The sequence below is a fragment of the Desulfarculus baarsii DSM 2075 genome (assembly GCF_000143965.1).
GTDB lineage: Bacteria > Desulfobacterota > Desulfarculia > Desulfarculales > Desulfarculaceae > Desulfarculus > Desulfarculus baarsii.
On record NC_014365.1, the window covers coordinates 857105 to 871543 of the forward strand.

Genomic DNA, 14439 nt, shown 5'->3' on the forward strand with positions numbered 1-14439 from the left:
AGGGAACAAACCCCCCATCAATCCGTTATTTAAAAACCTGGCCCTCTGGTTGGTCATCAGCCTGATGATGGTGCTGTTGTTCAACATGTTCAACCAGCGCAGCCAGAGTAGCGCCTCGGTGTCCTATTCCGAGTTCATGGACGCCGTCGACCAGGGCCAGGTCAGCCGGGTGTCGATCCAGGGCCAGGAGGTCAGTGGCGACAAGCGCGATGGCGTGCATTTCCGCACCTTCGTGCCCGACGACCCGGAGCTGATCAAAAACCTGCGGGCCAAGGGCGTGCGCATCACGGCCAAGCCGGCCGACGAGTCGCCGTGGTACATGACGCTTCTGGCCTCGTGGTTCCCGATGCTGTTGCTGATCGGCGTGTGGATTTTTTTCATGCGCCAGATGCAATCCGGCGGCGGCAAGGCCATGAGCTTCGGCAAGAGCCGGGCCCAACTGATGACCGAGCCCGGCGGCCGGCGCATCACCTTCGAGGACGTGGCCGGCGTCGAGGAAGCCAAGGAAGAGCTGGCCGAGATCGTCGAATTTCTACGCGAGCCCAAGAAATTCACCCGCCTGGGCGGACGCATCCCCAAGGGCGTGCTGCTGGTGGGCTCGCCTGGCACGGGCAAGACTCTGCTGGCCCGGGCCATCGCCGGCGAGGCGGGCGTGCCGTTTTTCTCGATCAGCGGCTCGGACTTTGTCGAGATGTTCGTGGGCGTGGGGGCCAGCCGCGTGCGCGACCTGTTCACCCAGGGCAAAAAACAGGCCCCGTGCATCATCTTCATCGACGAGATCGACGCGGTGGGCCGCCATCGCGGCGCGGGCCTGGGCGGCGGTCACGACGAGCGCGAGCAGACCCTCAACCAGCTGCTGGTGGAGATGGACGGCTTCGAGTCCAACGAGGGCGTGATCCTCATCGCCGCCACCAACCGGCCCGACGTACTTGATCCGGCCCTGCTGCGGCCCGGCCGTTTCGACCGCCAGGTCGTGGTGCCCGTGCCCGACGTGCGCGGCCGCGAAAAGGTGCTGCATGTGCACACCCGTCGCACGCCCCTGGGCCCGGATGTCGATCTGGCCGTGCTGGCCCGGGGCACGCCGGGCTTTTCGGGGGCCGACCTGGAGAACATGGTCAACGAGGCCGCCCTGCTGGCCGCCCGCGAGAACAAAGACGTCATCGGCATGCTCGATTTCGAGCGGGCCAAGGACAAGGTGCTCATGGGCACCGAGCGCCGCAGCCTGATCCTCAGCGACGAAGAAAAGCGCACCACCGCCCTGCACGAGGCCGGCCACGCCCTGGTGGCCATGATGCTGCCCGGCACCGACCCCGTGCACAAGGTGACGATCATCCCCCGCGGCCGGGCCCTGGGCCTGACTCAGCAATTGCCCGTGGACGAGCGCCACACCTACCCGCGCGACTATCTGGTCAACAACCTGGCCGTGTTCATGGGCGGCCGGGCGGCCGAGGAAGTGGCGTTGGACAAGATCACCACCGGCGCGGGCAACGACATTGAACGGGCCACCGATCTGGCCCGCAAGATGGTCTGCGAATGGGGCATGAGCGAGGTGATCGGCCCGGCCTCCTTTGGCCGCCGCGAGGAGCACCCCTTCCTGGGCCGCGAGCTTGGCTCGCAACGCGATTACTCCGAGCGCACGGCCGTGGCCATCGACGACGAGGTGCGCCGCTTTGTCCACGAGGCCCACGAGACGGCGATCGGCATCCTGCGCGCCCACCGCGACAAGCTCGACGCCCTGGCCGCGGCGCTGCTGGAGGAAGAGACCCTCGACGCCGATGCGGTCGAATCCATCGTGCGCGGCGGCCCGCGCAAAAAAGCCAAGCCCGCCGCCGCGCCCGCCCCGCCGCCCGAGCCGGCCGCCCCCCGCGACCTGCCCGGCGACGGCCCGGTGGAAAGCGAGCCCTGGTCCGCCGCGCGGGCCAGGGAAGGCGCGGATGAACCAGATGCATAGAGTCAAACGTCGGCTGGATCTGCCCGGCGGCGGCGCGTTGGAGCTGGGCGAGCGCACGCTGATCATGGGCGTGGTCAACGTCACGCCCGATTCGTTTTCCGACGGCGGTCGTTATCAAGATATAGAAGCGGCCGTGGCCCATGGCCTGAGCCTGGTGGCCCAGGGGGCCGACATCCTCGACGTGGGCGGCGAATCGACCCGGCCCGGCTCCGACCCGGTTTCGGCCGAGGAAGAGATCGCCAGGGTCGTCCCGGTGATCGCCGGCCTGGCCCGCCAGTGCGAGGCCGTCATCAGCATCGACACCAACAAGGCCCAGGTGGCCGCTGCGGCCATGGCGGCCGGGGCGCGCCTCATCAACGACGTCACCGCCCTGACCGGCGACCCGGCCATGACCGCCGTGGCCGTCGAAAGCGGCGCGGCGGTGGTGTTGATGCACATGTTGGGCACGCCAAAGACCATGCAGCAAAGCCCCGCCTACGACGACGTGGTGGCCGAGGTCGGCGCTTATCTGGTCCAGCGGGCCCAGGCGGTGGAGGCCGCCGGCGTGGCGCGCGGGCGCATCATTATCGATCCGGGCATCGGCTTTGGCAAAAATCTCGAACACAACCTGAGCCTGCTGCGCAACCTGCCGCGCCTGGCCGAGTTGGGCTATCCGCTGCTGTTGGGGGCCAGCCGCAAGGCCTTCATCGGTCAGCTGACCGGCCGGCCGGTGGAGCTGCGCCTGTGGGGCACGCTGGGCGCGCACGTGCTGGGCGCGGCCCTGGGCGCCGATATCGTGCGCGTCCACGACGTGGCCCCCCTGCGTGACGCCCTGGCGGTCTGCGACGCCGTCATGGCCCGGGAGCCCCGCTGATGGGCGATCTCCTGGCGCTTTTGCAACAATTGCGCTGGCAGGATCTGGCCGACATCGCCCTGGTGGCCTTTGTCTTTTACCAGATAATCCTCTTGGTGCGCGGCACCAGGGCCATGCAGATGCTCACCGGCCTGGGCCTGGTGATGGCGGTGTGGTGGCTCAGCCGCGAACTGGACATGGTGGCCACCAACTGGCTGATCACCTCGTTTCTGTCGTCGTTGGTGGTGGTGGTCATCGTCATCTTCCAGGCCGACATCCGCCGGGCCCTGACGCGCATGGGCCAGCGCTCGATCTTTGCCAACCACGCGCCTCAAGCCGACACCCTGCGCGATGTGGCCACGGCCGCCGGCATCATGGCCCGGCGGCGCACCGGCGCGCTGATGGTGCTGGAGCGGCGCACCGGCCTGGAAGACTACATCGAAGGCAGCGTCAAGATCGAGGCCCAGGTCTCGGCCGAGTTGTTGGTGAGCATCTTCCAGGTCACGGGGCCGTTGCACGACGGCGCGGTGGTCATCGAGGGCGGCAAGATTCGCGTGGCCCGCTGCATGTTGCCCCTGGCCAAGGACGCCGAGGCCGGCCGCCGGCTGGGTTCGCGGCACCTGGCGGCCATGGGCCTTTCGTCCGAGAGCGATGCGGTGGTGGTGGTGGTCAGTGAGGAGCGAGGCCAGATCAGCCTGGCCCTGGGCGGCAAGTTGGTGGGGCCGCTGGAGGTCGAGCAGTTGCAGCAAAAGCTGGGCGAGCTGTTCCCCCAGACCGACCCGAACCAAACCGTCGCCGCCCGTTTGTGGGGCGGCCTGCGCCATCTGGCCGGCGGTTTCTCCAAGGACAAAGACCGTGCTTGAGCGCCTGCGCAACAATTGGCAGTTGAAGCTGCTGGCCCTGTTTTTTTCGGTGATGCTGTGGCTGATCGTGGTCGGCGTGGAAAAGGCCGAAATCACGGTGAAAGTTCCGGTAGAGGTCTTTGGCCAGAGCCCGAATCTGGTTGTCGATGGCGAGGTGGCCCCGGAGCTTGATCTGCGCCTCTACGGCCCGCGCACGCTGGTGCGTGGCGTGGCCGAGCGGCGGCCGGTCAAGCAGGTCAACCTCAAGGGCCTGGCCGCCGGCGAGCACGTCTTCCGGCTGGGCGTCGAGGACATCTCGCTGCCGCCGTGGGTCAGCGTGGTGCGCGTGAGCCCCTCGGAGATCCGCCTGAAGCTGGTTGAGCGCTTTTCGCGCCAGGTGCGGGTCAGCCCGGTGATCAAGGGCCAGCCGGCCGACGGCTTCGAGTTGGAGGCGGTGACCTTCGACCCGCCCATGGTCACCGTCAGCGGCCTGCAAAAAGACTTGGCCGAGCTGGATTGGATCTGGAGCGAGCAGATCAGCGTCAGCGGGCTGAGCCAATCCACCGAAAAGCTCGTCGAACTGCGCCGGCCGGCCGGCCGCTCCGTGCTGGTCTCGCCGACGACGGTCAAGGCCATTATTTCCATCAAGGCGGCAAGTATCTAACCCCGGCGTTGGCCGGGTTCGCGGCGAGGTTTCATGGAAGGGCAAGCCAGAATCTTCGGCACCGACGGCGTGCGCGGCGTGGCCAACGTTCACCCCATGACCGTGGAGATGGCTCTGGCCATCGGCCAGGGCGTGGCCGCCGTGTTTCGGCGCGGCAAGGCCAAGCACAAGGTGATCATCGGCAAGGACACCCGCCTGTCGGGCTACATGTTTGAAAACGCCCTGGTGGCCGGCATCTGCTCCATGGGCGGCGACGCCCTGCTGATGGGCCCCATGCCCACGCCGGCCATCGCCTTTCTCACCCGCAGCATGCGCGCCGACGCCGGCATCGTCATCAGCGCCAGCCACAATCCCTACGAGGACAACGGCATCAAGATCTTCGCCCGCGATGGCTACAAGCTGCCCGACGAAACCGAGACGCTCATCGAAAACTACGCCTTGTGCGCCGCCTCCTGCCGCGCGCCCGAGCAGGCCCCCGAGGCCGGCAAGGTCGGCCGGGCCAGGCGCATCGATGACGCCGCCGGCCGCTACATCGTCTTCGCCAAGCGCACATTCCCCGACGAGCTGACCCTCGACGGGCTGCGCATCGTCATCGACTGCGCCAACGGCGCGACCTACCGCGTGGCCCCGGCGGTGTTTGCCGAACTGGGCGCCGACGTCATCCTCAGCGGCGTCGAGCCCGACGGCCGCAACATCAACGCCCAATGCGGCGCGCTGCACCCGGAAAACACCGCCGCCCTGGTCCGCCAGCACGAGGCCGACCTGGGCCTGGCCTTCGACGGAGACGGCGACCGCCTGATCATGGTCGACGAAAAAGGCCAGGTCGTCGATGGCGATCAGATCATGGCCGTCTGCGCCGATTATTTGATGGATCAAGGCGTGCTCAACCACGCCACGGTGGTGGCCACGGTGATGTCCAACCTGGGCCTGGAGCTGTGCCTGCGCGAACGTGGCGTGCGCATGCTGCGCACCAAGGTCGGCGACCGCTACGTGGTCGAGGCCATGCGCCAGGGTGGCTACAACCTGGGCGGCGAACAGAGCGGCCACATTCTGTTTTTGGATCACAACACCACCGGCGATGGCGTCGTCAGCGCCCTACAGGTGTTGGCGATCATGGTGCGCACCGGCAAGCGCTTGAGTGAACTGGCCGCCGTGATGACCCGCCTGCCCCAGGTGCTGATCAACGTGCCCGTGCGCCAACGCACGCCCATCGCCCAGGTTCCGGGCCTGGTGGCGGCGATCAAAACCCAGGAAGAGCGCCTGGGCCAGACGGGCCGCTTGCTGGTGCGTTATTCGGGCACCGAGGCCAAGCTGCGCATCATGGTCGAGGCGGCCGATGTGGATCTGATGAACGAGGCGGCCGAGGAGCTGCGGCGGGTGGTCGTGGCCGAACTGGGCGCTTGATAACAAGCTCTGGAGTTTTTCGATGCTACTTGCCATTGACGTGGGCAACACCAACACTGTTATCGGCGTCTTCCAGCAAGAAAAACTGGTGGCCGATTGGCGGGTGCGCACCGAGCCAGAACGCACCCGCGACGAACTGGCGATCTTGATCAAAAACCTCTTTGCCAACAGCCCCCTGTCGCTCAGCAGCATCCGCGGGGTGATCATCTCCTGCGTGGTGCCGCCGGTGGTCAACGCCTTCAATCAGTTCTGTCGGCGCTACCTGGACATGAACCCCATGTTCGTGGGGCCGGGCATGAAAACGGGCATGCCCATCCTCTACGACAACCCCCGCGAAGTGGGGGCCGACCGCATCGTCAACGCCGTGGCCGCCTATGAGCGCCACCGCTGCGACCTGATCGTGGTCGATTTCGGCACGGCCACCACCTTCGACTGCATCTCGGCCAAGGGCGAATACCTGGGCGGGGCCATCGCGCCGGGCATCAGCATCAGCATGGACGCTCTGTTCACCCGCGCCAGCAAGCTGCCCCGGGTCGAGATCTTCAATCAGCCCAAGGCCGCCGTGGCCAAGGACACCATCAGCGCGATGAACGCCGGCATTGTTTTCGGTTACGCCGGCCTGGTCGACGGCCTGGTGCGGGCGATCAACGCCGAGCGCGGCTTGCAGAGCAAGGTCATCGCCACCGGCGGCCTGGCCAGGGTCATCGCCACCCAGTCGGAGACGCTGGAGGATATCGACGAACTGCTGACCCTGGACGGCCTGCGCATCCTCTACCAGCGCAATCAATGACCGCCGCCCGCGCGCCGATCTGGCCCCGGCCGGGCCGCGCGGTGGCCGTGACCGCCCCGGCCGGCCGGGTCGAGCCCGTGGCCCTGGCCGCCGGCCTGGAGGCCTTGCGCGCCCTGGTCGGCCAGCGTCCGCTGCTGGCCGAAGGTCTGGCCACGGCCGAGGGCTATCTGGCCGGGCCCGACCAGCAACGGGCCGCGCGCCTGGGCCGGCTGTGGGCCGACGAAACGGTGGACCTGATCGTCTGCGCGCGGGGCGGTTTTGGCTCCTCCAGGCTGCTGCCGCTGCTGGATCTACCGGCCATGGCCGCCGCCGGCAAGTGCCTGCTGGGCTTTTCCGACATTACCTGCCTGGTGCTGGCCCTGGCCTGTCGGGGCCTGGTCGGCCTGCACGGCCCGGTGCTGACCCAACTGCCCCGGCTGGACCAGGCCAGCCTGGCCGACGTGAGCGCGCTGTTGGCCGGGCGGCCGCCCTGGCCGGGGCGCTTGACGGGCCAGGGGGCCGGCGGCGGCGTGGCCGAGGGCCCTCTGCTGGGCGGCAACCTGACCATGCTCTGCCACCTGGTCGGCACGCCGTGGCAGCCCGATCTGGACGGGGCCATCCTCTGCCTGGAAGACACCGGCGAGGCCCCCTATCGCCTGGATCGCATGATCACCAAGCTGGAGCTGACCGGCCTGCTGGATCGGGTGGCCGGCGTGGCCCTGGGCGGCCTCGACGCCGCCGGCCAGAGCCCGCCCGAGCACCTGGAGGCGCTCATGAACCGCCTGCGCGTCCGGGGCCTGCCGTTGGTCTGGGATCTGCCCTTTGGCCACGGCGCGCGCAACCGCATCCTGCCCATGGGCGCACGGGCCCGCCTCGACGGCGCGGCCGGCCTGCTGGAAACGGGGTTGGACCTGTGATCGAAAAACTGCAAGCCATGCTGGACGACGGCGTGGCCCGGGGCGTGGCCCCGGCCATGGTCCTGCACCTGTGGCAGGGCAGTGAAGCCGGCTGCCGGCTGAGCGCCGGCGCGGCCGAGCCCGACACCTACTTCGACCTGGCCTCGCTGACCAAGCCCCTGGCCACGGCGCTGTTGGCCTTTGACCTGGCCGCCGATGGCGTCTTGCCCCTGGAGGCCACCCTGGGCCAGGTCTGGGGTGATGTGACCCCGCCCGACAAGCGGCCCATCAGCGTCGCCCACCTGCTTTGCCACGCATCGGGCCTGCCGGCTCACCGGCCCTTTTATCAGGCCCTGGAAAAGCTGGCCGCGCCCAGCGCCCGCCGGGGGCTACTCAAGGCCATGCTGCTCAACGAGCCCCTGGAGGCCCCGCCGGGCGCGCGGGCGGTCTACAGCGACCTGGGCTACATGCTGCTTGGCCTGCTGCTGGAGGAGGCCGCGGGCGTGCTGCTGGAGACGGCCGTGGCCCAGACCCACGCCAGGCTGGGTCTCAGCGACGCCCCGCGCTTCAACCCCACCGGCGGCCCGGCCCCCATCGCCCTTTCGCGCATCGCCCCTTGCGGGCCGCTGCCCGGCCGGCCGCTGATCCACGGCCAGGTCGAAGACGAAAACGCCTTTGCCATGGGCGGCGTGGCCGGCCACAGCGGGCTTTTCGGCGCGTCGGCCCAGGTGGTGGCCCTGATGGCGGCCATGGCCCGGCTGACTGCCGGCGAGGGCCCCTGGCCGGCCCAGATCGTCGCGCCGCTTTTTCACGTCGACGCCGCCACGCCCGGCTCCACGCGCACCGCCGGGCTGGACACGCCCTGCGGCCCGGAAAGCGCCGCCGGCCCCAACGCCCCGGCCGGCGTGGTCGGCCACCTGGGCTTCACGGGGGTGAGCATGTGGCTGCACCCGGCCAGCCGACGCGGCGTGGTTTTGCTGACCAACCGCGTGGCCCTGGGCCGAGCCAACGACGCCATCGGCCCCTTCCGCCGCCAAGTCCACCAACTGGCCTGGCGCGCCTTGGGAGAAACTTCTTGACCCTCGACCCCACGCTGAACTGCTTGCCCCAGCGCCTGCGAAGCGTCCATCTCATGGGCGTGGGCGGCGTGGCCATGGGCGCGCTGGCCGGCGCGCTGGCCGATCGCGGCCTTGATGTGCGCGGCTCCGACGGGCCGCTCTATCCGCCCATGAGCACCTTCCTGGCCGCCAAGGGCGTCCCCGTGGCCCAGGGCTACGACCCGGCCAACCTCGACCCGCCGCCCGATCTGGTGGTGGTGGGCAACGTCATCCGCCGCGACAACCCCGAGGCCATGGAACTGGCCCGGCGCGGGCTGTGCTACCTTTCGCTGCCCCAGGCCCTGGCCGAGCTGTTCATCGCCGACAAGACCGCCATCGTCATCGCCGGCACCCACGGCAAGACCACCACCACCGCGCTCACGGCCAGCGGCTTGCTTCACGCCGGGGCCGCGCCGGGCTTTTTGGTGGGCGGGGTGATGATCGAGGGCGGACGCAATTTCGCCGACGGCCGGGGGGCCCATTTCGTGGTCGAAGGCGACGAATACGACACGGCTTTTTTTGACAAGCGACCGAAATTCGTGCACTATCGCCCAAAAATCGGCGTGCTGACCAGCGTGGAGTTCGACCACGCCGACATCTACGCCGACCTGGACGCCGTGCGCGTGGCCTTTGACCAGTTCGCCGCCCTGATCCCGCCCGAGGGCGTGCTCATCGCCTGGGGCGACGACCCCGAGGTGCTGGCCCGCGCCCAAAAGGCCCGCTGCCCAGTGCAGACCTATGGCCAGGGGCCGCAATGCCTTTGGCGGCTGTTGGCCGCCCGCCCGTCCCCCCAAGGCGGGGCGCTCATCGAGTTGCAACCGCCCGGCGGCCCGGCGGTCGAATTTTACTCGCCGCTGGCCGGGCGGCACAACGCCCTCAACGCCTGCGCGGCCGTGGCGGCCATGACCGCCGGCGGCGTGGCCCTGGCCGAGGCTTGCCGCGTGCAGGGCCTGTTCCAGGGCGTGCGCCGTCGCCAGGAGGTGCGCGACCGGGCCGGCGGGGTGACCGTGGTCGATGATTTCGCCCATCATCCCACGGCCGTGCGCGAGACCATCGCCGCCGTGGCCGACTTTGGCCTGCCCGGCTGGCGGCCCGGCGACGGGCGTTTGATCGCCGTGTTCGAGCCGCGCACCAACACCAGCAAGACCAATCACTTCCAGGCCGAATACGCCACGGCCTTTGACCGGGCCGACCTGGTTTTGTTGCGCGAGCCGCCCGGCGCCGAGGCCATCGAGGCGTCCAGGCGCTTTTCCTCGACCCGCCTGGCCCAAGACTTGGCCGAGCGCGGCCTGCAAGCCCGGGCTCTGGCTAACGGCGATGGCCTGCTGGCCGAACTGCTGGCCGAACTGCGGCCCGGCGACCTGTGCCTGATCATGAGCAACGGCGCTTTTGAGGGGCTGCACGCCAGGCTGCTGGCGGCCCTGGCCTGAAAAAAACCCGACCGCGCCGCGAAAAGCCCCCGACCGTGATCCGGCCGGGGGCTTGGTTTTGCTGACGCGGGCGGCCGCTAGAAATCGATGCTCACGCCGCCCCAGACCTGGGCCTCGGGCATGGGGTAGTAGGTGCTTACCCCGCTCCAGGCGTTGCAGTAGCCCAGGGTGCTGTAGTCCTCGCCAAAGATGTTGGTGGCGTTGACAAAGACCTTGTAGCGCTGCCAGCGATAGCTGACGGCGGCGTCGATGGTGTTGTAGGCGTCCATCTTGTCGAAAGCGTTGGCGTAGTCGTTGCCCAGGTAGCGCTGGCCGTAATAATTCCAGCGCAGCAGCACGTTCAGGCCGGAGAGGGGCTCCAGGCCCACGCCGGCGGCGGCCATCCACTCGGGGGCCAGGGGGATCTTGTTGCCGTCGTAGGGGCCGTTGGCCATGGTGGCGTCTTGGTAGGTCAGGTTGCCAAAGACGTAGGCCCACTTGCACACGGGCACGTGCACGGCCGCCTCGACGCCCTGGTGCTTGGTCTCATCGAGGTTTTCGTTGCGATAGGTCACGCCGTTCCAGACGATCTCGTCGTTCATGTTGATGATGTAGCCGGTCAGCGACAGGCGCGCGCCGGGCATGAACTGCCACTCGGCGCCCAGCTCGTAGTTCATGGCCGTCTCGGGCTTGAGATCCCAGTGCGCGCCGCTGTAATAGCTGGTGTATTCGTCAACGCGGGGGAAGCGGAAGGCCCGCGCCACCCGGCCGAAGACCTTGGAGCCCGGCGCGAAGTTGTAGACCATGCCCGCGGTCCAGGCCCATTGTTCGTCGCCCGGCGTGTCGGTGGGGCCGGCCCCGCCGACCAACCGCGAGGCCAGGTCGTATTTTTGATCCTGGTAGCGCGCGCCGACGTTCAGGACCAAGTCCTTGGTCAGCGAAAACTCGTTCAGGGCGTAGCCGGCCAGGCTGTCCATCTTGAATTCATGGGAGTATTGCCAGGCCTTGCTGGTCAGGTCGAAGGAGTCGTAGTCCACGTCCCAATGGCTGTAGTCCACGCCGGCGGTCAGGCGGTTGGCAAAGCCGCCCACGGTGGAGTCGAGGACGTATTTGGGCTGGATGTCGTAGATCTTGCTGTCGTTGTCGCCGTGGCTCCAGACCTCGGCCTCGGATTGCCACTTGCGGAAGGCCAGATCCATGGTCACCAGGCCACAACGCTGAAAATCGCCCTTGACCTGGCCGCGGATGGCCTGGTTCTTGTTCTCGTAATAGGCCCCGGCATAGCTGGCCATGCGGCGGTCGCGGTCCATCTGGGCCTTGGTCAGCGAGCCGGGCACGCCGAAGTTGGCCTGGTTGATCACGCCGTCGACCAAAAAGCTCCAGGTCTGGTTGGGGTAGAAGTCGGTTTTGAAGTTGGCGCCCTTGATGCGGGTGTGGTTTTCGTCGCGGTAGCCGTCGGCGTCGTCGTAGCGGGCGGCCACGAACCAGTCCATGTATTCGGTGGCCCCCTTGAAGTTGCCCTTGAAGCCATACATGTCGTAGCTGCCGTATTGGGCGCTGACCGTGCCGCCGGCCGGGCCGGAGCCCTTGCGGGTGATGATGTTGATCACGCCGCCCACGGCGGAGTCGCCGTAGAGCACGCCGGCCGGGCCGTGCAGCACCTCGATGCGCTCGATGTTGTCGACGGGGATGGTGCTGAAGTCAACGCCGTTGCCGTCGATGAGGTTTTGCCGCCGGCCGTCGACGGTCACCAGCGTCTTGGCCGAGGCCGGATAGCCCATGCCGCGCATGGAAATTTCGGCGTATGTGCCATAGGTGTCCGACTGCATTACATAAAGGCCGGGCACGCCCTTGAGCAGCTCCACCACCGACATGGGATTTTGCTCTTCGATCTGCTGGCGGGTGATGATGGTCACGTTGCGGGGCAGTTTATCCAGTTCCTGCTCCCAGCGGTTGGCCGAGACGGAGGTCTCGGGCAGGGCGTAGGCCTGATCGGCCTGGTCGGCGGCCAGGGCCGGTTGGTTCAGCCACAACAGCAACACCGCGCAGATCGCCCCGGCCAGTTTGCTCGATCGCTTCATCGACTAGCTCCTTTTTCTCCACCCTTGACGTGGTAAGCCGGGCCGGGGCAATAAAAAAACCCCCAGCCCCTGTGAAAGGGACTGGGGGATTGCACCCAGCTTGCTTCACCGCCCCAGACAGGCGTCCACGCGCGGTCGCATTGCCCAAAAAACAACGCGCGCACCGGTCCTTCGCCGGATAAAACGCCCATGCGCTGGCGGCAGGTCTTCTGACTTCCGGATCAACCTAGCGGCCGAGCCTTCCCGGACGGCTTGTTGGACCATCCAGTGGCGTTATTTCGGCCTTCGTCCCCGGTTACAGCGGCGGGACCGTGACGGAATCGCACCGTCTTCCCCATTGAGCCCGAAAGGGCGCCGTCGCGCGATATTTTGTAACATCTATGTCAAAAAAACGCCCATGTCAAGGGTTGGTTTGCGCGGCCGGCGACGATGGCCTATGATTGGCGGCGGGCGCGAAAGACTGGAGGCTGTGATGCTCATCGCCACTTGCTACGACGCCGTGGAGATCCACCGCGTCGAAAAATTCATCTATGGCCGTTTCCTGCGACCGCACCGGGTGATAAGCACCTGCCGGGCCGCCGGCGGCCTGCGCGACGACCTGGAATGCGTCTACAACCACCAGGTCTGCGAGCCCTCCGGCCCCAGCCACAACGCCGCCATCAACGCCTGGGAAGACCCCATCGCCTATCGCCGCATGGTCTGCCAGGCCGCCGGCGCGCCGCCTGAAACGAGCGCCGGCATGGCCACCGCCGCCAACATGATGAACGCCGCCCTGGTCGGCCTAGCCTTTCGGGGGGTGGAGGTCTTTTGCCTGGCCACCGCCGGCGTGGAGGGCAACGCCGGCCGGGCCGGCGATCCGGCCACGCACCACGAGCACGACGGCCGTTTCGAGGACTTGGCCCAAGACGGCCCGCCGGCCCACGGCACCATCAACCTGATGTTTTTCCTCGGCCAGGAACTGACCGCCGGCGGCATGGTCCGCGCGGTGATCACCGCCACCGAGGCCAAGGCCGTCGCCCTGCAAGAGTTGGCCATCGGCTCGCGCTACTCCAGCGGGCCGGCCACCGGCACCGGCACCGATCAGATCGTCATCGCCGCCCGCCTGGGCGGGACGCCGGCCACCAGCCCCAGCAAGCACACCAAGCTGGGCCAGCTCATCGCCGAAAGCGCCATCCAGGCCATCAAGGAAACCCTGGCCGTGCAGAACGACCTCAGCGCCTCGGGGCAATGCTCGTGCCGGGCCCATCTGGCCCGTTTCGCCGCCGGCCGCGACCTGGCCGCGAGCGCGGCCGCGCTGCTGGATGGCGACCACGCGGCGCTCTTGCGGCAAAACTTCGACGTCATCGACCGCGACCCGCCCACCGTGGCCGCCGCCGCCGCCCTGGCCCACGTCGCCGACGAACTGGCCTGGGGCATCTTGCCCGCCAGCGCCGCGCCGGAGATCCTGGCCGCCCAGGCCGCCCAGATGGCCGTGGCCGCCTGCGGCGCGCCAGAGCTTTGGCCCGCCTTGCGCCAAAGCCTGGCCCCGCCCATGGGCCACGCGCCGGAGCAGGTCTTTGACCTGGCCTGCCAGGCCCTGGCCCTGGGCTTTGCCCGCAAGTGGCGCTGACCCCGTCGGCCCTAAAACTCGGTTGACACGACAAAACGCGATTTGTTTTACTGGATGACCGAACATGGTTCGGCCATGCGGAACCGGTGCGCCCGCCGCGCCCATAGCCATGCGCAACGAGAGGGCGTGTCGAGGTCAACATGAGCGTGCAGTCGATCGATCGGGCGGTGGATATAATGTCACTCTTTTCGGCCGAAGCCACCCGGCTGGGCATCACCGAGATCGCCGCCGCCCTGGGCCTTTCCAAGACCACCGTCCACGGCCTGGCCAGCACTTTGAAGGCGCGCGGCCTGCTGCGCCAAGACGCCGAGACGCGCAAGTACAGCCTGGGCATGAAGCTTTTCGAGTTGGGGGCCATGCTCACCGCCAGCCTGAAGCTCAACCGCGTCGGCCAGGGCGCGGTCCAGCGCCTGGCCAACGACACCGGCCTCAACGCCCGCTTGGCCGTCTGGGAACGGCCGGCCATGCTGGTGGCGTTGACGGCTTTTCCGGGCATGCCCAGCCCGCCGCTCAACCAGATGGGCCCCCGCGTGCCGGCCCACTGTTCGGCCATCGGCAAGGCCGTGTTGATGAGCCTGCCGGCCGCCGACCTGGCCCGCTGGTTGGATGCGGCCAAACTGGAGAGGTTCACGCCCAACACGCTCATCGATCGTCAGGCTCTGGAGCGGCAACTTGGCGAATTTCGCCGCCAGGGTTTCGCCGAGGACAACGAGGAGTTTTTGCTGGGCCTGTGCTGCCGGGCCGCGCCGATCAAGGAGCGCGGCGTCGTCGCCGGTTCGGTCAGCCTTTCGGCCGCGCCGGAGCAACTGGCCGGCAGGGATGGCCGGGAGCTGGCGCGTCTGCTGCTTGCCGCCGCCACGGAGATCTCTCGGGCCATGGCCTAGC

At 68.1% G+C, this 14439-nt stretch carries 12 protein-coding genes and 1 riboswitch; of the genes, 11 read left to right on the forward strand and 1 reads right to left on the reverse strand.

What is annotated here, in order from left to right; translation table 11 throughout:
* The first annotated feature begins 16 nt into the window (after positions 1-16).
* From ftsH to DEBA_RS03860, 9 genes are read left to right on the forward strand one after another with little or no spacing between them, the layout of a single operon-like run.
* Complete coding sequence (gene ftsH / locus DEBA_RS03820; protein ID WP_083779081.1) at positions 17-1951, forward strand: ATP-dependent zinc metalloprotease FtsH; 1935 nt, start codon at positions 17-19, stop codon at positions 1949-1951.
* Positions 1944-2804 carry a dihydropteroate synthase gene (folP, locus tag DEBA_RS03825; protein WP_187288583.1) on the forward strand — a complete coding sequence of 287 codons (861 nt, stop codon included), beginning with the start codon at positions 1944-1946 and terminating at the stop codon, positions 2802-2804. The genes ftsH and folP overlap by 8 nt, the downstream gene beginning before the upstream one ends.
* Positions 2804-3646, forward strand: a complete 843-nt coding sequence (cdaA, locus tag DEBA_RS03830; protein WP_013257591.1) for a diadenylate cyclase CdaA — start codon at positions 2804-2806, stop codon at positions 3644-3646. Before folP ends, cdaA begins: the two co-directional genes overlap by 1 nt.
* Positions 3639-4289 (forward strand): CdaR family protein, encoded by a 651-nt coding sequence (locus DEBA_RS03835; protein WP_013257592.1) that lies wholly within the window; start codon positions 3639-3641, stop codon positions 4287-4289. The genes cdaA and DEBA_RS03835 overlap by 8 nt, the downstream gene beginning before the upstream one ends.
* Positions 4290-4322: 33 nt before the next feature.
* Positions 4323-5693 carry a phosphoglucosamine mutase gene (gene glmM, locus DEBA_RS03840; protein ID WP_013257593.1) on the forward strand — a complete coding sequence of 457 codons (1371 nt, stop codon included), beginning with the start codon at positions 4323-4325 and terminating at the stop codon, positions 5691-5693.
* A gap of 22 nt (positions 5694-5715) precedes the next feature.
* The gene (locus DEBA_RS03845) at positions 5716-6483 is read left to right on the forward strand and encodes a type III pantothenate kinase (RefSeq protein ID WP_013257594.1); all 768 of its coding nucleotides are present in this window, start codon (positions 5716-5718) and stop codon (positions 6481-6483) included.
* Positions 6480-7379, forward strand: coding sequence for a S66 peptidase family protein (locus DEBA_RS03850; RefSeq protein ID WP_013257595.1), 900 nt, complete (start codon positions 6480-6482; stop codon positions 7377-7379). Before DEBA_RS03845 ends, DEBA_RS03850 begins: the two co-directional genes overlap by 4 nt.
* Positions 7376-8437 (forward strand): serine hydrolase domain-containing protein, encoded by a 1062-nt coding sequence (locus DEBA_RS03855; protein ID WP_013257596.1) that lies wholly within the window; start codon positions 7376-7378, stop codon positions 8435-8437. The genes DEBA_RS03850 and DEBA_RS03855 overlap by 4 nt, the downstream gene beginning before the upstream one ends.
* Positions 8434-9885: a UDP-N-acetylmuramate--L-alanine ligase gene (locus DEBA_RS03860; protein ID WP_013257597.1), complete on the forward strand. Its 1452-nt coding sequence runs from the start codon at positions 8434-8436 to the stop codon at positions 9883-9885. Before DEBA_RS03855 ends, DEBA_RS03860 begins: the two co-directional genes overlap by 4 nt.
* Before the next feature lie 77 nt (positions 9886-9962).
* On the opposite strand, the gene DEBA_RS03865 is transcribed toward DEBA_RS03860, so the two are convergent.
* On the reverse strand, positions 9963-11945 hold the full coding sequence (locus DEBA_RS03865) for a TonB-dependent receptor (protein ID WP_013257598.1): 1983 nt from the start codon (positions 11943-11945) through the stop codon (positions 9963-9965).
* 182 nt (positions 11946-12127) lie between these two features.
* A riboswitch (cobalamin riboswitch) is annotated at positions 12128-12319 on the reverse strand.
* Positions 12320-12417: 98 nt separating this feature from the next.
* Here DEBA_RS03865 and DEBA_RS03870 point away from each other — a divergent pair.
* Both DEBA_RS03870 and DEBA_RS03875 read left to right on the forward strand, forming a co-directional pair.
* Positions 12418-13554, forward strand: a complete 1137-nt coding sequence (locus DEBA_RS03870) for an adenosylcobinamide amidohydrolase (protein WP_013257599.1) — start codon at positions 12418-12420, stop codon at positions 13552-13554.
* A gap of 140 nt (positions 13555-13694) precedes the next feature.
* Positions 13695-14438: an IclR family transcriptional regulator gene (locus DEBA_RS03875; RefSeq protein ID WP_013257600.1), complete on the forward strand. Its 744-nt coding sequence runs from the start codon at positions 13695-13697 to the stop codon at positions 14436-14438.
* The last annotated feature ends 1 nt before the right edge of the window (position 14439 follow it).